The following is a 21090-nucleotide window of genomic DNA, read 5'->3' as shown; positions in this document are numbered from 1 at the left end:
ATGGAACGCGTCCCTCCCACCTTGTTGTTCGACGTTCCAGGCACCGGCCGTACGCTGGCATTCGGCTTGCGCTGGTTCGCCCTGATCGGTTCCAACATTCCCGCGCTGGCCCGTTCGCGCGGACGCCGCTTGCGGGCCAGCCATTATGTCGTGGGCGGGGCGCCGGCCATGGTGGCCGGCTATGGCCGCATGCGCTCGCCGTGGCGCGGCGGTGCGCGGGCGGGGCGGCGCAGGCAGGGACACATCCAGGCTGCCGCGCAGTTGTACGCGTTGTTGTATCCGGACGGGGGCCATAGCCTGATCAGCCTGCCCAGCGGCGGGCATTGGCTGGTGGCGGCGCAGCGCGGCACCGTGTTGTCGCAGGCGGACCGGGTATACGCCACGCTCGACGAAGCCTTGCGTGAACAGGCGCTGTTGCGCGCCCGGCGCCCCGCCTTGCCGGCGCGGGAAGCCGACGAGGCCTGGGCCTTGCTGATGCAGGCGGCGGACCCGGCCGCGCAGCTGCTCGCCTTGTCCTCGCGTTGGGCCGAGCTGCCGCTCGCGTTCCGCCTGTTCCTGGGCTGCGTGGCGCTTGCCGCCATTGCGCCGCCAATGTGGGACGGTTTGCTCGGATTGCGGCCGGACCGCGCATCGCCCGATCAGCCCGCTGCGCAGGATATCCCGCCGCAACGGGATCCGTATCTGACCCTGCTGCAAAACACCGTGGCTCATGCTCCCGCCGAGGTCACCCGCTTGCTGGACGGCTTCGGCAGGCTCCCCATGCAGGTGCGCGGCTGGGCATTGAGCCGCGCACGCTGTCTGGCCGGGGATCAGTCGTGGAACTGCTCCGCGGTCTATGTCAGGGCGCATCCGCAGGCTGCCAACGATGTGTTGCATGCGCTGCGGCCCGCGGGCTGGCAAGTGACATTCCAGCCGCTGGAGGAAGCCACGCTGTCATGGCGCATGGCGTCCTCGCCGGTGGAGCTGGCGGACCTGGTCCTGCCCACGTCGCTGCAGGTCGATACCGGGTTGATCGCGGCGTTGCAACGCATGCGGGCGGCGTTTACTTCCGTGATCCTTGCGGCCGCATTGCCGCTGCCTTTGCCGGTGCAGTCCCAACCCGCTGGTCAACGCGTCGCCGGCCTACCCGATGCAGGTCAACCCGGCGCAGGTCAACCCGGCGCAGGTCAACCCGGCGTCGCCATCCCGCTGCAGCCTGCCATCCGCAGCCGCGCCATCACCTTGCGGGGACCTCTGCGTTCCTTCGCGCTGCTCGACGGCGCTGTCGCGGCGGCCCGATGGTCCCGCCTGTCGCTGGACATCCAGGCGCAACCCAGGCCCACCTTGGTTTCCAGCACGCTGGTGGCCGAATTACAGGGAGAACTTTATGAACAGGAATAGGGGCGCCGTCACGCGCTCGAATCCCGTGGCAGGATTCATCGGGCGTCTGCTCTTGTCGGCCGCCTTGGTGCCGGCCGCTCACGGCCAACCGTCACCGCAAGGCGCCGACGAACCGCGGCCATGGCCAGAGACGGAAACCGTGCGCGCCTTGCTGCGCGCGGATGCTGCGGCCGCATTGGCGGACTGCCGGGTCCCCGGCCTGTGCCGTCCTGGACCCGAGTCCGTGGGGCAGGCGCCGCCGCCCGCCAGGGCATCCGACGATATCCGGGTGATGGCGATTTTCGGCCTTGCGCGACGCTTGAGCGCCGACGTCGCGGTCAATGGCGCCGTGCTCCGCTACCAGACCGGCAGGGGCGAACCCGTCGCGGGTGCCGTCGACGGCCGCGCCTACCAGCTGCTGGCGATCGATGACAGCTGCGTGAGGCTGCGCCGCGGCGATACGGAACGCACTGCCTGCGTCGATGCGGGCAGGGGGCGGCCATGACTGTGCATGCCTTGCAGCCCGTCGCGGCGCATCCGGCTGTGGTGCTTCCCATGGCGGCGGCTTGGGAGCCGCCCCAGCTGCAAACGGCCGAAGACATCGCCCGCTTGCAGCCCGCATTCGCGCGTGCGCTCGGACGCGATTTCGATCTTGCGGCGCTCGCCGGCAGGCTGTGTCCCGTGTTGCTCGAGAGCGGCGAGGCCGCCGTGTTCGCCGTAAAGGACTACACGGTGGGCGACCAGATCGACGAGGTCGAGCGCATGGTGCAGGCACGCGGTTACCGGTTGGCGCAAGTGTCCCGTTATCAGTTGCCCGCGCCGCTGCTGCTGATGATCGCGCGCGGTCAATTGGCCGCGCCAGCGCTGGCCGGGCGCGGCAGGGAACGGCGGGAAGAGCGCGCCTCGGCCTTGGCCGCCCTGTTCCTGGACATCGTGCGTTGGGGCGTGGCGCAGGGAGCGAGCGACGTGCACATCAACGTGAACCGGCGACGCGCTGCCTGCGATATCCGCTACACCATCGGCGGGGAATACGTCGGCACGGAACGCTTTGCGGGCCTGTCCAATGCGACGCTGCTGGAGGTTCTGGCGGTGGCCTGGATGGATGTCAGGGGGGGAAATGGCGCGGTGTTCGACCCCGCGCTGGAGCAGCAGGGGCGCATCGGGCTGGACATCGATGGCGTACCTATCGTGCTGCGCTGGGCCTCGCTGGCCGCCGATGCGGGGCCGTCGGTGTGCTTGCGCATATTGCGGCTGGACGCAACCGCCAATGCCGATCTGCTCGCGCTGGGCTATCTGCCCGCGCAGGTCGAAACGCTGGCGCGGGCGCGCGAGCGCGAGGGCGGGGCCATCGTGCTGGCGGGCGTGGTCGGTTCCGGCAAATCCACCACCATCGCGACGCTGATGCGCGGCATCGCGCCCACGCGCAAGGCCATCACGCTGGAAGATCCGGTCGAGTACATCATTGAGAACGCCTTGCAGAACACCCTGGGAGGCGCTCTGGCCGAATCCGCCTGGCCGGCGTTCGATGCCAAGCTCAAGACCATCAAGCGCTCGGCAATGAACGATCTGCTGATCGGCGAGATCCGGGACGTCGACACCGGTCGCGCGTTCATGGATCTCGCCGGTTCGGGCGTCAGCCTGTACACCACCACCCACGCCGCTGGCGCCGTGCTGATACCCGAACGCCTGGCGTCGGATTCGATCGGCGTGTCGCGCGATTTTCTGGCGACGCCAGGCATCCTCAAGTTGTTGGTCTACCAGACCTTGCTGCCGCGTTTGTGCAGCCGCTGCTCACTGCCCGTGGACAGTCTGTGGTCCAGATCCGCCGGGGGCGGCAAGCGTCTCGAATGGCAGGCATGGTTGAAGCGGATGCGGCATGAGTTCCTGCTGGAGCCTGACACGCTCAGGGTCAGGAATGCCGCAGGCTGCAGTGCTTGCAGGCGTGCGCAATTGCCTGAGTTGAACGGCATCGCAGGCCGCAGCGTGGCGGCGGAAATGCTTGAGCCCGAGCGCGTCGACGGCTTTCTTGAAAGGGTGCGCACGCGCGACAACGTGGGGCTCAAGCGTCAGGCCGAGGCTGCCGGGCCCGCCGCCTGGCGCAACGAGGCCGCGCGCGGCGCGTTGGCGCGGGACTGCGCCCTGTACAAGGTCAGCCGCGGAGAAGTCGATCCCCGCGCGCTGCTGCGCCGCTTCGACTTTCCTGCGGTCTTGCCTGCGCAGGACCCCGGATCCGGCGGGGGCGGCCATGGCTGAACCGCTGTCGCCGCGTTCTTTCCTCAGCCTGCCCTCCGGCCGCACTCTGTCGCTGCGCCTGGACGCGCTGCGCTTTCGTGCAGGGCGAGCGGACTATTACGAATATCTGGCCGACCTGGTCGAAGGAACACAGGGCCGCAAGAACCTGCGCGATGTCTTCGAGGATGACGCGCGCCGTCATGGCGAGGACACCGTGCGGGGCCGGCTGTCGAGGCATTGGGCGGGCATGTATCTGGAGGCCGGCGGCGATCTGGGCGCCGCCTGGACGGACACGCTGCCGTCCAGCGAATGCGTGCTGCTCAGCTGCGTGCAGGAAGAGGGCGGAGATCTGCCCGCCGCGTTGCGGGACGTGGCGCGGGCCGTACGGCTGGCGTCGGATGCGTGGCTGGCCCTGGTCTCGGCCGCGGCGGCCGGCTTCGCGGCGGCAGCCGTCGCATTCGCCTTGCTGTGCGCCATTCCCTTCTTCAGCGTGCCGCGCTTGCAGCAGGTGTTCCAGGTCGTGCCGGCGGAGGAGTACGGTGGCCTGACCCGTGCGCTGTTCGCGCTGTCGCAAGGCCTGAGGCAATGGTTGGCCCTGTGGCTGGTGCTGTTGTTGGGCCTGGTCTTGCTGTGCCTGTGGTCGTTGCCGCGTTACACCGGCGCCGCGCGGCCGCGGCTGGATCGCTGGCTGTTGTGGCGGCTCTACCGGGATTTCCACGCCATCCGCTTTCTTGCGTTGCTGGCCGTGCTGGTCAGGCAGCACGGCGCGGCCGACACTCGCCTCAGACGAGCCCTGGCCGTGCAGGCCCGGGATACGGCTCCCTGGATGCATGCGCATCTGCTGGACATGCTGGGGCGGATAGACGGTGGTCAGACGGGGCCGGAGATCTTCGGCACTGGGCTGCTGGACGCGGATACCTGGTGGTACATGGCCGACATGATGGACTGCCTGGGCATGGAGGCTGGGCTTGCGCAAGTACGGCTGCGCGTCGAGTCGCGCCTGCTGGCGCGGGTGCGCCGGCAGGCATCGGTGTTGCGCTGGACGTTGCTGCTCTCGTCCGTGGCCGCCGTGCTGGGTATCACGCTCTGGCATTACGCCGTGATCGACGAACTGCGCCAGGCGCTGACCAATTTCTACGCCAGCCAATAGGGGCTGCATCAGGCATGCGGCGCTTGTCCGCCTGCATGCTTTTTTTCACAAGGAGAGCAAGCATGCATCATGTCCACGCAGTCCTGCTACGCGCCAACCGGCAGCGGGGCTTTTCCCTGATGGAGGTGTCCATCGTCACAGCCATCGTCCTGCTGATAGCGATCGTCGGCATTCCGGCCATTGGCGCCTATGTCGTCGAGAACAAGGTTCCCAAGGTGGGCGAGGAACTGCAGCGTTTCATCGCCAGCATGAAGACCAATGCGCAAGGCGGCGGGGTCACGCCCTATGCCGGTCTCGACACCGGCGCCATGGCCAATGCGCTGCGGGAATCCAGCGTTTTGGCCGTCGACGGGACAGGGGGCGCGGCGCGCATCGCCCATGGCCTGGGCGGCAGCGGCGTTGGGGGCAATGGGGTGGTCGAGGTCGCCGCCGCCTCGTTCGGCAGCGCGGGGCAGGGTTCGGCATTCTCCATCAAGCTGACCAATGTCAGCCAGGCCGCATGTCCGTCGCTGGCCTCGGTGCTGCAACGGATGTCCGAGACCATCTCGATAGGCGGCGGGGGAGGCGGCCTCAGAGTCGTGAAGGATGCGTTCGCAACGCCCAGTGTGCCCTACCGCGCGGCTTTGGCTCAGGCCCAATGCAGTCCGGGCGATGTCAACACCTTCTTGTTCGTCGCAAAATGAACCGGTGCGCGAGCTTCTTGATGGCCCGATCGCATGCTGCGGCGATGTGGCCGAGGCAGCGTGGATTCTCGCTGGCGGGCCTGGTGCTGGTGTTGGCCTTGAGCACCATGGCGGCTATCTGGGCGTCCGGCCAGGTGGTGCAGCGGATCGAAGACGCCGCGGCCCGTGCCGCTGGCGTATGGTTGACGCAGATCCGCCTGGCGGTGACGGAGATGCTGGCACGGCACTCCGCCACCCTTGCCAAGGGAGGCGTGCCGCGCAGCGAACAGGGGAACCCGCTGTTCGCGGATCCGCTGGCGCCCACTCTGGGCGAATTACGCGGACTGGGGCTGTTGCCCGCCGATTTTCCCGACCGTTCCGCCCTGGGCTTCTCCGCGCAGATCAGGATCGCCAGGTCGCAGGCATGTCCGGGCGAACGCTGCCGCGTGGACGGACTGGTCTACAGCGCCACGCCTTTGATGAAAACGGGGACGCAAACACCGGACCTGACCGGCATCGCCGCCGTGATCGATGCCGCCGGCGGCTACGGCGGGGCGGTGTGGCCGGCGGCGCCGGGACTGGTGCGCGGCGCGGCATTCAGTTTCGCCAATCCCCTGGCGCCCGGGGCGCCGGCGTACGCGCCCGGCACGCTCGCACTGTGGGCGGGAGCCGGAACGGGCGCGCCGGATCTGGAGCGCTATGTCCGGATACGGGACACGCGCGATCCGCAGCTGCAGGGGGAATTGAGCGTCGCGGCCTCGGCGCAGGTCGGCTCGTATCTGAAGGTCGGCGCGCGCGCCAGCGCGGGGCAGCCATGCAGCGTCGCGAACGGCGCCGTGGCCACCTCGGAACAGGGGGAACTGCTGACATGTCAGTCCCGAGTCTGGGCGCCGGCCAGCGGCGGCTTTGGCGGCGCATTCAGCATTAATAGCCGGTATGGTTGTTACGATACCCGCGGCACATGGAGACCGAATCCCCGCTCCGGCGCTTGCTCCTGCCCTGCTGGCTATACGCCCATGGTAGTTTCCGAGCGGGGCGATTCGTTTGAATCCGGTGGCGTTACCACCGGCTACGTCTGCGTGCGCTAAGACTGCCGCGCCGCCTCTTTTCCTGGGATGCCCGCCAACCCTCTATAATCAAAAATTCGCCTAAATTCTGCTTCGCCCACGATGAAATCCTCCGAGATTCGCCAGCAGTTTCTGCAATTCTTCAAGTCCAAGGGACACACCATTATTCCCTCGTCGTCGCTCGTCCCCGGCAACGACCCAACCCTGCTCTTCACCAATTCGGGCATGGTCCAGTTCAAGGACGTCTTCACGGGCAAGGAATCGCGGTCCTATACGCGTGCCACCTCGTCGCAGCGCAGCGTGCGCGCCGGCGGCAAGCACAATGACCTGGAGAACGTGGGCTATACCGCCCGCCACCATACGTTCTTCGAAATGCTGGGCAATTTCAGCTTCGGCGACTACTTCAAGCGCGACGCCATCCAGTACGCCTGGGAGCTGCTGACGCAGGTCTACAAGCTGCCCGCCGAGAAGCTCTGGGTCACGGTCTACCAGGAAGACGACGAGGCCTACGACATCTGGGCCAAGGAAGTCGGCGTGCCGGCCGAGCGCATCATCCGCATCGGCGACAACAAGGGCGCGCGCTACGCCTCGGACAACTTCTGGCAGATGGCGGACACCGGTCCTTGCGGCCCGTGCTCGGAAATCTTCTATGACCACGGTCCCGAAATCTGGGGCGGCCCCCCGGGATCGCCCGAGGAAGACGGCGACCGCTACATCGAGATCTGGAACCTGGTGTTCATGCAGTTCGAGCGCGACGCCGCCGGCAACATGCCGCGCCTGCCGCGTCCCTGTGTCGATACCGGCATGGGCCTGGAGCGCATCGCCGCCGTGCTGCAAGGCGTGCATTCCAACTACGAAATCGACCTGTTCCAGCACCTGATCGCCGCCGCCGCGCGCGAGACCGGCATCAAGAACCTGGAAGACAACTCGCTCAAGGTCATCGCCGACCACATCCGCGCCTGCTCGTTCCTGATCGTCGACGGCGTGATCCCCAGCAACGAAGGCCGCGGCTACGTGCTGCGCCGCATCGTCCGCCGCGCGCTGCGCCACGGCTACAAGCTGGGCCAGACCAAGCCGTTCTTCCATCGCCTGGTGCCGGACCTGGTCGCCGAAATGGGCGAGGCCTATCCGGAACTGGCCGCCACGGCCGACCGCGTCGCCCAGGTGCTCAAGCAGGAAGAAGAACGCTTCGGCGAAACGCTGGAACACGGCATGCGCATTCTGGATTCCGCCCTGGCCAACGTGCCCAAGGGCGGCCAACTGGACGGCACGACCCTGTTCACGCTGTACGACACCTACGGGTTCCCGGTGGACCTGACGGCCGACATCTGCCGCGAACGCGAAGTGGACGTGGACATGGCCGGCTTCGAAACCGCCATGGAGCGCCAGCGCGACCAGGCGCGCGCCGCCGGCAAGTTCAAGATGGCCGAAGGCCTGAGCTACGAAGGCGCGGACACGCGTTTCGAAGGCTACGAAAAGCTGGAACTGGATGGCGTCAAGGTCACGGCCCTGTACGTCGACGGCACGCAGGTGCAGCAGGTCAAGGCGGGCCAGAGCGCGGTCGTCGTGCTGGACGCCACGCCGTTCTACGCGGAGTCGGGCGGCCAGGTTGGCGATACCGGCCTGCTGGAAGCCGACGGCGTGCGTTTCGCCGTGGCCGACACCCTGAAGATCCAGGCTGGCGTCTTCGGCCACCACGGCGAGTTGGAGTCCGGCACGCTGTCGGTGGGCGATACGCTGCTTGCGCGCGTGGACGCGGTCCGCCGCGCCCGCACCGTGCGCAACCACTCGGCCACCCACTTGATGCACAAGGCGCTGCGCCAGGTGCTGGGCGCGCACGTGCAGCAGCGCGGCTCGCTGGTGGATCCCGACAAGACCCGCTTCGACTTCGCCCAGGACGCCCCGTTGACGGCCGAGCAGATCGCGCGCGTCGAAGCCATCGTCAACGCCGAGATCCTGGCCAACCAGCCCACCGTGGCGCAGGTCATGGGCTATGACGATGCCGTCAAGGGCGGCGCCATGGCGCTGTTCGGCGAAAAATACGGCGACACCGTCCGCGTGCTCGATATCGGCTTCTCGCGCGAACTCTGCGGCGGCACGCACGTCAGCCGCACGGGCGACATCGGCCTGTTCAAGATCGTGTCCGAAGGCGGCGTGGCCGCAGGCGTGCGCCGCGTCGAAGCCATCACTGGCGACAACGCGCTGGCCTGGGTGCAAAACCAGAATGCCTTGCTGACCCAGGTTGCCGGCATGCTGCGCAGCACGCCGGCGGATCTGCCGGCGCGCATCGCGCAGGTGCAGGAGCAGGTCAAGAGCCTCGAAAAGGATCTGGAACAGTCGCGCAACAAGCTTGCAGCCAGCGCCGGCAACGACCTGGCAACCAGCGCCGCGGTCGAGGTCAAGGGCATCAAGGTCCTGGCCGCCAGCATCGGCGATGTGGATCCCAAGGCCTTGCGCGGTATGGTCGACAATCTCAAGGACCGCCTGAAGCCCGCAGTCGTGCTGCTGGCCACCGGTTCGGCCGACGGCAAGATCAGCGTGGTGGGCGGCGTCACCGCCGACCTGACCGGCCGCGTCAAGGCGGGCGATCTGGTTGGCTTCGTTGCGGCCCAGGTGGGCGGCAAGGGAGGCGGCCGTCCCGACATGGCCATGGGCGGCGGCACCGACCTGGCTGCCTTGCCCGCGGCGATCGCCAGCGTGCAGAAATGGGTGGATGAGCGTCTGTGATGAGCGGGGCGGATACCAGTCTTGATGGCGGCGCGCAGGCGCCGTCCTTCGAGCAGGAAGTCGATGCCAGCGGCTTGACCTGCCCGCTGCCCATCCTGCGTGCCAAGAAGGCCTTGGCGCAGATGGCCAGCGGCGAAGTGCTGCGCGTCATCACCACGGATCGCAACGCGGTCCGCGACTTCCAGGCTTTCGCCCGTCAGACTGGCAATGCGCTGGTCGCGCAGCAGGAGATCGACGGCCGCGGGGTGCATTTCCTGCGGCGGCGCTGATCCGCTTGCCGGCTGTATTCGCCAAGTAAGAGGGCCCGCCGCAAGGCGGGCCCTCTTACTTGGGGCGAGCCCGAGGTTACTTGCGGATGGCGGCGGCCACTGCCCGGGTGATCGTGAAGTCAACCAGATCGCCTTCCTTCAATTGCTGCAGGCGCGCCTGCAGGGCGGGATCCTGGACCTGGATGGTGCGCATGCCGCCTTGCGGCCCCTTCAGTGTCACCAGATTGGCGCTCTTGTTGATGTGCCAGATCTCGGCGGTGATGGTGGTCTGGCTTCCGGCCGCGCCGCCAGGCATGGCTCCCTTGGCACTGCGGGTTGCCGCAGTTTCGGTTTTCACTTCCGGAATGCCGGAGCCGGCCGGGCGTACGTCGACCGCCACCGACTCGTAGTAGTCGAGCGTCAGCGTGTCGCCAGGCTTGATCTGCTGGAAGTTGCGGACATTGGGACCCGCCTGGATGTCCACGCTATTGCCGTTTTCGCCTTGCAGCGTGATGGTCCGGGTGGCCGGATCCACTGCAGTGACCTTGCCGGAGGCGGTCGTCAGGGCAGCGCCTACGACTCGGGCCGAGGCGGCCAGCGGCATGGCCAACGTACCCGCCAGCAAGCCCGCCAAGGCCAGGCGCGCAACAGGGGTGAAGACTGATTTCTGGTTCTTCATGGTGGTGCACCCTCCGGTTAGAGGAAGTTGGGGAAAAAACGCCGAAAAAGTGGGGGCAGGCGGCCGAAGGGCCGCTCTCACGGAGATGGCTTGAAGCGGGTGCGGTGGCGGCGCCGTGGACAGGCGGCAGGGAGGATCGAAGCGCGGGGTCTTGCGTAGGTCGACATAAAACCGATCTCCTCAATCGGGTTATTTCTTCACACGCACTGAGTTCTGACGCACTAAGACAAGCACGAGAGGGGCGGGGCGGCTACACTTCGGATTGCGGCGCGGGCCCCGGCCCGTGTTTGTAGAATACCCGGATGTGGTGTTTTAGGATACAAATCGCGCCGCTACGCACAATTCAGCACTGCCATTTGCCAGCAGGCGTGTTTAAGTGCTAGAATTTCCCGTTTTTCACAACTAATTCAAGGGATTACCTATGGTGGTGATTCGCCTGGCCCGCGGTGGGTCCAAGAAGCGTCCGTTTTACAACCTGGTGGCCACCGATTCGCGTAACCGTCGCGACGGCCGTTTCATCGAGCGCGTGGGTTTCTACAACCCCGTAGCCAGCGAAGGCACGGAAGCCCTGCGCATTGCGCTGGATCGCGTGCAGCACTGGACCAGCAACGGCGCCCAACTGTCGCCCGCTGTCGAGCGTCTGGTCAAAGAGTACTCGGCCAAGGTTTCCGCCGCGGCTTAATTGCCCGCGTCGCAGACCAAGCCCTGAGCTTTACCGCGCTTTAAAAGCTGCCATTCATAGCTGCTTCATAGTTACCAAGAGCACGATACATGCCTGATGCCGCAACCTCCAACGCGGCGCCGACGGATTTGATCGAGCTGGGCCGCATCAGTGCAGCCTACGGTGTGAAAGGCTGGGTCAAGGTGCAGCCACATTCGGCCAATGCCGAAGTGCTGCTCTCAGCATCTCAATGGTGGTTGACTCGCCCTGTGCCTGAATTGGCGCGGGGCGTTGTCGCGTCTGCGCCTGTCGCATACAAGGTCGTGCAAGTCCGTTCGCAAGGGGCCACCGTGGTGGCTCAATTGGCGGGCATTGCGGATCGCGACCAGGCCGAAGCCCTGCGCGGTTGTTCCGTGCAGGCGCCGCGGGGATCTTTCCCTGCGCCCGAGGAAGACGAATACTACTGGGTCGATCTCATCGGTTGCGCGCTGTATACCAGCGCCGACGGTGAGTCTGCGCTTTTGGGCGTGGTCGACGAGGTTCTCGACAACGGCGCTCATGCCGTGCTGAGGGTCTTGCGCCAGAAGGCAGGGGCCGCTGGCCCCGAGCCCGTCCTGAACGCCAAGGGTCGGCCCGCCGAAATGCTTGTTCCGTTCGTGCGCGCGCACATACACGCCGTCGATCTGTCAGCTCGCCGCATAGACAGCGACTGGCCGGCGGATACTTGATGCGTATAGACGTCGTTACGCTCTTTCCCGAAATGTTCGGGGTAGTGCGGGACCTGGGTGTCACCGGCCGGGCGCATGCCCAGGGCCGGTGGTCCCTGCATGCCTGGAATCCCCGTGATTTCACGCATGACGTGCACCGTACCGTGGACGACCGCCCGTACGGCGGCGGCCCCGGAATGGTGATGATGGCGGGGCCTCTGGAAGCCGCCGTCAACGCCGCCCAGGACGCGCGCGCTGCGCTTGGCCTGGGCCGCGCCCCTGTCGCGCTGCTGGCTCCGGTCGGCCGGCGCTACGATCAGGCGGGCGCCGAATCCCTGGCTGCAAGCGAAGGTCTTATCCTCATTTGCGGCCGCTACGAAGGCGTGGACCAGCGTTTCATTGCGCGCTGCGTCACGCAGGAAATCTCGCTGGGCGATTTTGTGCTGTCCGGCGGAGAGATCGCGGCGCTCGCCGTGATCGACGCCGCCGTGCGGTTGTTGCCCGGCGTACTCAACGATGGCGAATCCGCGCTGCAGGATTCATTCAACGACGCCTTGTCCGGCCTGCTGGATAGTCCGCACTACACGCGCCCCGAGGTCTACGAAGGCGAGCCGGTGCCCGCGCCCTTGCTTAGCGGGCATCACGCAAACATCGCCCGCTGGCGGCGTGAGCGTTCGCTGGAGCTGACTGCTGCCCGGCGCCCGGAATTGATCGAGGCTGCTCGCGCAAAAGGGGCGTTGACCCCGGTCGACGCACGCTACCTGGCCGAATTGGCGGGCACTCCGCTGCCGGAGCCTGCCAGGCGGCGCCGGACCTCCCGTCCCAAGCCGCCCAAGACTTCCTGAGAGATCTATCAGCCGCTGCCGGCTATGCCTGTGTCGGGCGCATCTTGCCGCGGCGGGCAAATAAAAAACCCCGGAACCAGGTTCCGGGGTTTTTGTTTTCAGCGCGAGGGCTTAGTTGCCCAGCTTGGCGCGCTGTTCGCGCACCTTGTCCAGGGTCTCGCCGAATTGCGCCATGCGCGCCTTTTCCTGCTCGACCACGGCGGCAGGCGCGCGCTCGACGAAGCTGGTGTTCGACAGCTTGCCGTTGGCCTTGGCGATTTCGCCTTCCAGGCGCGCGATTTCCTTGTCCAGGCGCACGCGTTCCGCTGCCACGTCGATTTCGACGTGCAGCATCAGGCGGCTGCCGCCAACGACCTGGACCGGCGCGCCGGCGTCGGGCAGGGCGTCGAGCACCTCGACCTGGCTCAGCTTGGCCAGGGCGGCCAGGTACGGCGCGTTGCGGGTGAGGGTGGGCGCATCGCCCTGGGCGCACAGCGGCACCTTCTGGGCAGGCGACAGGTTCATTTCGCCGCGCAGCGCGCGCACGGCTTCGACCTGTGCCTTCAGTTCGGCGACGTCGGCTTCGGCAGCGGTGTCGACCGCGTCGGGGTTGGCTTGCGGATAGGGCTGGACGCTGACGCTGTCAGCGACGCCTTCCTTGCGCTTGCCAGCCACCAGCGACACCTTTTGCCAGAGCTCTTCCGTGATGAACGGAATGATCGGGTGCGCCAGGCGCAGCACGCCTTCCAGCACGCGGATCAGCGTGCGGCGCGTGCCCAGTTGCTGGGCCGGCGTGCCGGTCTGGATCTGGACCTTGGCCAGTTCCAGGTACCAGTCGCAGTACTCGTCCCACACATAGCGGTAGAGCGAGTTGGCGATGTTGTCGAAGCGGTAGTCGGCAAAGCCGCGCGCCACGTCGGCTTCCAGCGTCTGCAGCTGGCTGACGATCCAGCGGTCCACAAAGGATGTTTCGCCGGTTTCCGGGCCGGTCAGGTCGTGGCCTTCGGTGTTCATCAGCACAAAGCGCGTGGCGTTCCACAGCTTGTTGCAGAAGTTGCGGTAGCCCTCGCAGCGCTTCAGGTCAAAGTTGATGTTGCGGCCCAGCGTGGCGTAGGCCGCCATGGTGAAACGCAACGCGTCGGTGCCGAAGGCCGGGATGCCGTCCGGGTACTGGCGGCGCGTGGCTTTCTCGATGGCGCCGGCCTGCTTCGGATTCATCAGGCCGTAGGTGCGCTTGACCACCAGGCCGTCCAGGTCGATGCCGTCGATCAGGTCGACCGGATCCAGCGTGTTGCCCTTGGATTTGCTCATCTTCTGGCCGTCCGCGTCGCGGATCAGGCCGTGCACGTAGACGTGCTTGAACGGGATGTGGCCGGTCAGGTGGGTGGTCAGCATGACCATGCGCGCCACCCAGAAGAAGATGATGTCAAAGCCCGTGACCAGCACGCTTGACGGCAGGTAGCGTTGCAGGTCCGGGGTGTTTTCCGGCCAGCCCAGCGTGGTGAAGGGGACCAGGCCGGACGAGAACCAGGTGTCCAGCACGTCGGGGTCGCGCTTGAGCTCGCCGGTCACGCCGGCCGCGCGGGCCTGCGCCATGGCTTCGGCTTCGTCGTGCGCGACGAAGATCTGGCCGTCTTCCGAGTACCAGGCCGGGATCTGGTGGCCCCACCAGAGCTGGCGCGAAATGCACCAGTCCTGGATGTTGTTCAGCCACTGGTTGTAGATGGTGGTCCAGTTGTCCGGATAGAACTGGATGCGGCCGTCGGCCACGACTTCCAGCGCGACTTCGGTGATGCTCTTGCCCGGATTCAGCGTGCCTTCGGGGGCGGGCTTGCTCATCGCCACGAACCATTGGTCGGTCAGCATCGGCTCCAGCACGACGCCGGTGCGGTCGCCCTTGGGCTGCATCATCTTGTGCGCCTCGACCTTGACCAGATAGCCTTCGGCTTCCAGTTGCGCGACCACGGCCTTGCGGGCCTCGTAGCGTTCCATGCCCTGGAACTGCGCGGGACCGTTCTCGTTGATGTGGGCGTCCAGCGTGAAGATCACGATCATGGGCAGATCGTGGCGCAGCGCGCAGGCGTAATCGTTGAAATCGTGGGCGCCGGTGATCTTGACGCAGCCCGTGCCGAATTCAGGATCGACGAAATCGTCGGCGATGATGGGAATGTTGCGGTCGCACAGGGGTAGTTCGACCAGCTTGCCGACCAGGTGCTTGTAGCGCGGATCGTCGGGATGCACGCAGAGCGCGCCGTCGGCCAGCATGGTCTCGGGGCGCGTGGTGGCAATGGTCAGGCCGCGCAGCGTGACGCTCTGGCCGTCTTTATCGGTGATGGTCTGGGGGCCATCGACGAAGGGGTAGAGGATGTGCCACATGTGGCCGTCGGTTTCCTCGGAAACGACTTCCAGGTCGGACACGGCGGTCAGCAGCTTCGGATCCCAGTTGACCAGGCGCTTGCCACGGTAGATCAGTCCCTGTTTATGCAGGCGCACGAAGGTTTCCACCACGCCGCGCGACATGCGGTCGTCCATGGTGAAGTACTCGCGCGGCCAGTCGGCCGAGGCGCCCAGGCGGCGCACCTGCCCGGTAATGGCGTTGCCCGACTTTTCCTTCCATTCCCACACTTTTTCCACGAATTTCTCGCGGCCGAGGTCGTGGCGGGAAACCTTATCGGCGTCCAGCTGTCTTTCAACCACGATCTGCGTGGCGATGCCGGCGTGGTCGGTGCCGGGGATGAATACGGTGTCATCGCCCAGCATCCGGTGGTAGCGCACCAGGCCGTCCATGATGGTCTGGTTGAAGGCGTGGCCCATGTGCAGGGTGCCCGTCACGTTGGGCGGCGGGAACTGGATGACGTAGGGCTGGCTTTCAGTCCCCGTTTTTACATGCTGACCCGCCTGGAAGTACCCGCGCTTGTCCCACTCGGCGTACCAGCGGGATTCCAGCGCGGAGGGTTCGAAGCTCTTGGAGAGTTCCTGGGAGTCGCTCGCGGCGTTCGCGGCGTTCGGGGGAGCAGCTTGAGTCATTGCAGGGTTCCGGCAAACAGGGGCGCCCGGGCTAGGGACGCGGACGGCAAACCGCACATTTTAAGATGTAATGCGGTCTTCTCAGCGTGTTAGAATACCGGGTTACTGTAAACCTTTTAGAAGTCCCTGAATTCATTGAGGATTCCGGGTGAGTCCAACAGGTAGGCAGTGTCGAATCCCTGCCTTGGACCAGTGGTTCGGGCCGGCCCGAAACATGCATTCGTTTCGGACCGCCCGTGCGCCAACAGCGCGATGACGCTTCAAGGGTGACACCGACAAGCGCAGATCCACGCCAGGCAATTCATCAGAAACCAAGTCAGAAATCAGTTTTCGGAGTTCTTATGTCCATTCAACGCACCCTCTCGATCATCAAGCCCGACGCCGTCGCCAAGAACGTCATCGGCCAGATCGTCGGCCGTTTCGAACAAGCCGGCCTGAAGGTCATCGCCGCCCGCCTGGCCCAGCTGTCGCGCGCCGACGCCGAGCGTTTCTACGCCGTGCACAAGGAACGCCCCTTCTTCAAGGACCTGGTCGACTTCATGATCTCCGGCCCGGTGTTCGTGCAAGTGCTGGAAGGTGAAGACGCCATCCTGAAGAACCGCGACCTGATGGGCGCCACGGACCCCAAGAAGGCGGCTCCTGGCACCATCCGCGCCGACTTCGCCGACAGCATCGACGCCAACGCCGTGCACGGCTCCGACGCTCCGGAAACGGCCGCTGTCGAAGTCGCTTTCTTCTTCCCCGAAATCAACATCCACAGCCGTTGATTTTTGCGGAACATCTGTTCTAGCTTTTGAGTTTTACCCAGGTCATGGAATCCGTCGAACGAATCAATCTGCTGGGGCTTGACGGCTCCGCCCTGTCCGAACTCGTCGGAAAGTGGGGCGGCAAGCCGTTTCGGGCTCGCCAGTTGCAGCGCTGGATGCACCAGCGCGGCGCCGATTCGTTCGACGCCATGACCGACCTGGCCCGCGATTTCCGCGGCCAGCTTGCGCAGCATTGCCGCATCGAGGCTTTGCCCGTCAACATCGAGCAGCGCTCGACCGACGGCACCCGCAAGTGGCTGTTCGACGTGGGGCAGGGCAATGCCATCGAGACCGTCTTCATTCCCGAAGACGACCGCGGCACGCTATGCATTTCCAGCCAGGCCGGATGCGTGGTGAACTGCCGCTTCTGCTCGACCGGGCACCAAGGTTTCAACCGCAACCTGAAGACCAGCGAGATCATCGGCCAGCTGTGGTGGGCCAAGCGCGTGCTGGAGGCCGACATCGGCACCGCCCGCCTGGAAAGCGCCCGCGCCACCGAAGACACTCGCGTCATCAGCAACGTGGTCATGATGGGCATGGGCGAACCCCTGCTCAACTACGACCAGGTCCTGCCCGCCTTGCGCCTGATGCTGGACGACAACGCCTACGGCCTGTCGCGCCGCCGCGTCACGGTGTCCACCTCCGGCGTGGTTCCCATGATGGACCGCCTGTCGCAGGACTGTCCCGTGGCCCTGGCCGTGTCCTTGCATGCGCCGAACGACGCATTGCGCGACGAGCTGGTGCCGCTGAACAAGAAGTACCCGTTGAAGGAATTGCTGGCGGCCTGCGAACGTTATCTGGCGTTTGCCCCGCGCGACTTCATCACTTTTGAATACTGCATGCTGGACGGCATCAACGATACCGACCAGCACGCCAAGGAACTGATCCAAATTGCACGCCAGCTGCGCTGCAAGCTCAATCTGATCCCGTTCAACCCCTTTCCCGAGTCCGGCCTGAAGCGTTCGAACTCGGCGCGGGTGAAGGTGTTTGCCCAGCGTCTGATGGACGCCGGCATCATCACCACCGTCCGCAAGACCCGGGGCGACGATATCGATGCGGCCTGTGGCCAACTGGCCGGAGAAGTGCGCGACCGTACCCGTATCACCGAACGGAACGCCGCACAGCGCCAGACCATACCAATTAAACAGGTGCACGCATGACGCAGGATTTCGCTTCTGCAGTTTCAGAAACGCCCGCCGGCGCTGTGGGTGGCATCGGCTCGGCATTGCGCGCGCTGCGCCAGTCCAAGGGCTGGTCGCTCGACGAAGTGTCCAGCCGCATCAAGTTTTCCACGAAGCAGATCGAAGCCCTGGAAAACGAGCAGTGGGCCAACCTGCCCACCGGCGTTTCGCTGCGCGGCCTGGTTCGCAACTATGCGCGCCTGCTGGGCGCGGACTCGCAGGCCATCGTCGATTCGCTCGACCCCAAGGCGCGCGTCACCGGTCCGGTGAAGCTCAGCCCCGGCGCCCTGCATTCGGCGCATTCCATTCCCCAGTCCAGCGCCGACGACGACCGTTCGTCCTCGACCTCGTGGGGCTGGCTCATCGCCATCGTGCTGGTGCTGGCCGCCGGCGTGGCGTATGCCTTCTGGCAAGGCTGGCTGCCGCAGCACTGGCTGCCGTCCGACTGGCTGCCGAAGTCGGCCAAGTAACAACCCGGTTCCACCGATGCAAGAATCTTCTCTGCCTTGCCAGGATGCCCCGCCTCCCTCCGTGGGAGCGGCTGAGCGCCGCGCCACGCGTTCGGTGGCGGTGAAGTGGGGCGATCGTGTCGTGAAAATAGGCGGCGATGCCCCGGTCGTGGTTCAGTCCATGACCAACACCGACACGGCGGACGCGATCGCCACCGCGATCCAGGTCAAGGAGCTGGCCCAGGCCGGCTCCGAGCTCGTCCGGATCACCGTGAATACGCCCGAAGCCGCGCGCGAAGTCATCGCCATCCGCGAACAGCTCGACCGCATGGGCGTGAACGTGCCGCTGGTGGGCGACTTCCACTACAACGGCCACAAGCTGCTGACGCAGTTCCCGGACTGCGCGCAAGCGCTGTCCAAGTACCGCATCAACCCTGGCAATATGGGCGGGGGCAAGCGGCGCGACGACAACTTCGCGCAGATGATCGAGGTTGCCTGCCGCTACGACAAGCCGGTGCGCATCGGCGTGAACTGGGGCAGCCTGGATCACGAGCTGATGGCGCGCAAGATGGACGAGAACAACCAGCGCGCCCAACCCTGGGAAGCGCAGGCCGTGATGCGCGACGCCCTGGTGGTGTCCGCCATCAGCAACGCGCAGCGCGCCGAAGAGCTCGGCCTGCGGCGCGACGCGATCATCCTGTCCTGCAAGGTCAGCCACGTGCAGGACCTGATCGCGGTCTATCGCGACCTGTCCGCGCGTTGCGACTATCCGCTGCATCTGGGCCTGACCGAGGCCGGCATGGGCAGCAAGGGCATTGTGGCGTCCACCGCCGCGCTGGCCGTGCTGCTGCAGCAGGGCATCGGCGACACCATTCGCATTTCGCTCACGCCCGAACCCGGCGGCGACCGCAGCCGCGAGGCCGTCGTGGCGCAGGAAATCCTGCAGACCATGGGCTTGCGCGCGTTCACGCCCATGGTCGTTGCCTGCCCCGGGTGCGGCCGCACCAGCAGCACGTTCTTCCAGGAACTGGCCGACAGCATCCAGACCTTCCTGCGCCGGCAGATGCCTGTCTGGCGCGCTCAGTACCCCGGCGTCGAAAGCATGAACGTCGCGGTCATGGGCTGTGTGGTCAACGGGCCGGGCGAAAGCCGCCATGCCGATATCGGCATCAGCCTGCCCGGCACCGGCGAAGTGCCGGCGGCGCCGGTATTCGTCGACGGCGAACGCACGGTCACGCTCAAGGGCGACCATATTGCCGAAGAGTTCCAGGCCATTGTCGAAGACTACGTCGCGCGCCGCTATGGCGCGCCCGCCTCTCATTAAAGTAAGGGTGTGGCCGCTAGCGCGCTTGCCGGCGCGCGATGCGGCATGATCAAGATGACTCAAGCTTTCCAGAAAGTCGCCGCCATCCGCGGCATGAATGATCTGTTGCCAGGGGCCAGCGCCCGCTGGGAACAATTCGAGGAAATCGTGCGCGGCTGGCTGCGCGGCTACGGCTATCGCAATGTGCGTACGCCCGTGCTTGAGCATACGCGCCTGTTCGCGCGCGGCATCGGCGAAGTGACCGACATCGTCGAAAAAGAGATGTACACCTTCACCGATGCGCTCAACGGCGAATCGCTGACCATGCGTCCGGAAATGACGGCCGGCATCGTGCGGGCGTCCATCGAGCACAACCTGCTCTATGACCGTCCGCAGCGCGTCTATTCCATCGGTCCCGTGTTCCGCCACGAGCGCCCGCAACGCGGCCGCTACCGCCAGTTCCACCAGATCGACGTCGAGGCCCTGGGCTTCGCCGGTCCCGACGTGGACGCCGAACTCATCGTCATGCTGGCGCGCCTGTGGAAGCTGTTGGGCCTGACCGACGTGCGACTGGAGCTGAATTCGCTGGGACAGCCGGCCGAACGCGCGGCTCACCGCGCCGCCCTGATCGAGCACCTGGAAAAGCACCGCGACATCCTGGACGAAGACGGCCAGCGCCGCATGTACAGCAATCCGCTGCGCGTGCTGGATACCAAGAACCCCGCCATGCAGGAAATGGCCGACAGCGCGCCGCGCCTGTTCGACTTCCTGGGGGAAGAGTCACGTGCACACTTCGACGGCGTGTGCCAGCTCCTGGCCGACGCCGGCATCGAGTACCGCCTGAATCCGCGCCTGGTGCGCGGTCTGGACTACTACAACCTCACGGTGTTCGAGTGGGTTACCGACCGCCTCGGTTCCCAGGGCACCGTGTGCGGCGGCGGCCGCTACGACGGTCTGATCGAACTGCTGGGCGGCAAGCCCGCGCCCGCAGTGGGTTTTGCGATCGGCATGGAGCGCCTGCTGGACCTCTGGGAGCAGAGCGTGCAGGTCGAACAGCCGGCCGAGTGCGACGTCTACGTCGTCCATCAGGGCGAAGAGGCGCAGCGCCTGGCTGCGCGGGTCGGTGAAGACCTGCGCGATGCCGGCCTGTCGGTCATCGTGCATGCGGGTTCCGCAAGCTTCAAGTCGCAATTCAAGCGCGCCGATGCCAGCCGCGCCCGCGTTGCGGTTATTCTTGGCGCCGACGAAGTGGCTGCGCAGACGGCCAGCGTCAAGTTCCTGCGCGCCGAGGCGCAGGGCGAAGCGGCCCAACAGCAAGTCCCGTTGGCGGGATTGGCCGACGTATTGAATAACAAGGGTTAATGCATGGCATACGATCTCGAAGAACAGGAAAAACTCGACGCCATCAAGGCGTGGTGGGCGCGCTACGGCACCCTGGTGGTTACGCTGGTGGCGGCGGTCGCGCTGGCCTGGGGCGGCTGGTGGGGCTGGAAGGCCTACCAATCGCACCGCGCCAACCAGGCCATGGGTTACTTCGAAGCGCTGGAAGACGCGGCCCGCCTGGGCGGCGCCGATTCCTCGGTGCGTATCAAGACGGCCGCGGCCACGCTGCGCGAGCAATATCCGTCCACCGGCTACGCCGCGCGCGGTGCGCTGGTGGCGGCTCAGGCGCTGCAGGCACAGAAGGATGACGCTGGCGCCCGCGAGCAGCTGGAATGGCTGGCCGCCCAGAGCAAGAACCCGTCCATGCAATCGGTGGCGCGCCTGCGCCTGGCCGGCATGATGCTGGACCAGAAGCAATACGATGCCGCGTTGGCACAGCTGAACAATCCGCCGGCAGCCTTCGCCGCCTTGTACGCGGATCGCCGCGGCGATATCCTCGCCGCGCAAGGCAAGCGCGAGGAAGCGCGCGCCGCCTGGCAAAGCGCCATCGATGGCCTGGGCACGGCAAATCCCCTGACCCAGGTTGTGCAACTGAAACTGGATGCCCTGAGCGGAGCGTGACTGT

General features: G+C 66.0%; 19 protein-coding genes. 17 read left to right on the top strand and 2 right to left on the bottom strand.

All coding sequences use genetic code 11. The features are described from left to right. The 8 genes from NGK62_RS00420 (at position 1) to NGK62_RS00385 (ending at position 9466) form a co-directional block, all read left to right on the top strand. Complete coding sequence (locus NGK62_RS00420; protein ID WP_251877054.1) at positions 1–1380, top strand: hypothetical protein; 1380 nt, start codon at positions 1–3, stop codon at positions 1378–1380. Then, a complete protein-coding gene (locus tag NGK62_RS00415; RefSeq protein WP_059378935.1) occupies positions 1367–1864 on the top strand; it encodes a hypothetical protein in 498 nt (165 codons plus the stop codon). Before NGK62_RS00420 ends, NGK62_RS00415 begins: the two co-directional genes overlap by 14 nt. Next, positions 1861–3612, top strand: a complete 1752-nt coding sequence (locus tag NGK62_RS00410; RefSeq protein ID WP_502802947.1) for an ATPase, T2SS/T4P/T4SS family — start codon at positions 1861–1863, stop codon at positions 3610–3612. The genes NGK62_RS00415 and NGK62_RS00410 overlap by 4 nt, the downstream gene beginning before the upstream one ends. Continuing rightward, the gene (locus NGK62_RS00405; protein WP_251877052.1) at positions 3605–4741 is read left to right on the top strand and encodes a general secretion pathway protein; all 1137 of its coding nucleotides are present in this window, start codon (positions 3605–3607) and stop codon (positions 4739–4741) included. Before NGK62_RS00410 ends, NGK62_RS00405 begins: the two co-directional genes overlap by 8 nt. A gap of 62 nt (positions 4742–4803) precedes the next feature. Next, positions 4804–5424, top strand: coding sequence for a type 4 pilus major pilin (locus NGK62_RS00400; RefSeq protein ID WP_059378940.1), 621 nt, complete (start codon positions 4804–4806; stop codon positions 5422–5424). Between the two features lie 20 nt (positions 5425–5444). Continuing rightward, positions 5445–6491, top strand: a complete 1047-nt coding sequence (locus tag NGK62_RS00395; protein WP_251877050.1) for a prepilin — start codon at positions 5445–5447, stop codon at positions 6489–6491. A gap of 81 nt (positions 6492–6572) precedes the next feature. Continuing rightward, positions 6573–9197 carry an alanine--tRNA ligase gene (alaS, locus tag NGK62_RS00390; protein ID WP_251877047.1) on the top strand — a complete coding sequence of 875 codons (2625 nt, stop codon included), beginning with the start codon at positions 6573–6575 and terminating at the stop codon, positions 9195–9197. Then, positions 9197–9466, top strand: a complete 270-nt coding sequence (locus NGK62_RS00385) for a sulfurtransferase TusA family protein (protein ID WP_059378944.1) — start codon at positions 9197–9199, stop codon at positions 9464–9466. The genes alaS and NGK62_RS00385 overlap by 1 nt, the downstream gene beginning before the upstream one ends. Before the next feature lie 76 nt (positions 9467–9542). Here the strand turns inward: NGK62_RS00385 and NGK62_RS00380 are convergent, their stop codons facing one another. Beyond that, a complete protein-coding gene (locus NGK62_RS00380; RefSeq protein WP_059378945.1) occupies positions 9543–10124 on the bottom strand; it encodes a hypothetical protein in 582 nt (193 codons plus the stop codon). 421 nt (positions 10125–10545) lie between these two features. On the opposite strand from NGK62_RS00380, the gene rpsP reads away from it, so the two are divergent. From rpsP to trmD, 3 genes are all read left to right on the top strand, one after another. Further along, a complete protein-coding gene (rpsP, locus tag NGK62_RS00375) occupies positions 10546–10806 on the top strand; it encodes a 30S ribosomal protein S16 (RefSeq protein ID WP_054458672.1) in 261 nt (86 codons plus the stop codon). An 89-nt stretch (positions 10807–10895) separates the two neighbouring features. Continuing rightward, on the top strand, positions 10896–11513 hold the full coding sequence (gene rimM, locus NGK62_RS00370; protein ID WP_118933168.1) for a ribosome maturation factor RimM: 618 nt from the start codon (positions 10896–10898) through the stop codon (positions 11511–11513). Beyond that, complete coding sequence (gene trmD, locus NGK62_RS00365; RefSeq protein ID WP_251877045.1) at positions 11513–12337, top strand: tRNA (guanosine(37)-N1)-methyltransferase TrmD; 825 nt, start codon at positions 11513–11515, stop codon at positions 12335–12337. The genes rimM and trmD overlap by 1 nt, the downstream gene beginning before the upstream one ends. A gap of 111 nt (positions 12338–12448) precedes the next feature. Here the strand turns inward: trmD and NGK62_RS00360 are convergent, their stop codons facing one another. Next, positions 12449–15343 carry a valine--tRNA ligase gene (locus NGK62_RS00360; protein ID WP_251877043.1) on the bottom strand — a complete coding sequence of 965 codons (2895 nt, stop codon included), beginning with the start codon at positions 15341–15343 and terminating at the stop codon, positions 12449–12451. A gap of 341 nt (positions 15344–15684) precedes the next feature. On the opposite strand from NGK62_RS00360, the gene ndk reads away from it, so the two are divergent. Genes ndk through NGK62_RS00330 form a run of 6 tightly spaced genes read left to right on the top strand, consistent with a single transcriptional unit; the run spans position 15685 to position 21086 of the window. After that, the gene (ndk, locus tag NGK62_RS00355) at positions 15685–16110 is read left to right on the top strand and encodes a nucleoside-diphosphate kinase (protein WP_006393972.1); all 426 of its coding nucleotides are present in this window, start codon (positions 15685–15687) and stop codon (positions 16108–16110) included. A 44-nt stretch (positions 16111–16154) separates the two neighbouring features. Then, positions 16155–17309: a dual-specificity RNA methyltransferase RlmN gene (gene rlmN, locus NGK62_RS00350; protein WP_088139580.1), complete on the top strand. Its 1155-nt coding sequence runs from the start codon at positions 16155–16157 to the stop codon at positions 17307–17309. Next, entirely contained in the window at positions 17306–17800 is a 495-nt protein-coding gene (locus tag NGK62_RS00345; protein WP_059378951.1) for a helix-turn-helix domain-containing protein, read from the top strand. Before rlmN ends, NGK62_RS00345 begins: the two co-directional genes overlap by 4 nt. A 16-nt stretch (positions 17801–17816) precedes the next feature. Then, on the top strand, positions 17817–19103 hold the full coding sequence (gene ispG, locus NGK62_RS00340; RefSeq protein WP_059378952.1) for a flavodoxin-dependent (E)-4-hydroxy-3-methylbut-2-enyl-diphosphate synthase: 1287 nt from the start codon (positions 17817–17819) through the stop codon (positions 19101–19103). Positions 19104–19157: 54 nt separating this feature from the next. Then, complete coding sequence (hisS, locus tag NGK62_RS00335; RefSeq protein ID WP_251877041.1) at positions 19158–20444, top strand: histidine--tRNA ligase; 1287 nt, start codon at positions 19158–19160, stop codon at positions 20442–20444. A gap of 3 nt (positions 20445–20447) precedes the next feature. Next, complete coding sequence (locus NGK62_RS00330) at positions 20448–21086, top strand: YfgM family protein (protein ID WP_059378955.1); 639 nt, start codon at positions 20448–20450, stop codon at positions 21084–21086. Positions 21087–21090 lie beyond the last annotated feature (4 nt).

It is taken from the genome of Achromobacter sp. Marseille-Q4954 (assembly GCF_943737025.1).
In the GTDB taxonomy this organism is placed as follows: domain Bacteria; phylum Pseudomonadota; class Gammaproteobacteria; order Burkholderiales; family Burkholderiaceae_B; genus Achromobacter; species Achromobacter bronchisepticus_A.
This window is presented reverse-complemented; position numbering and strand designations above follow the sequence as displayed.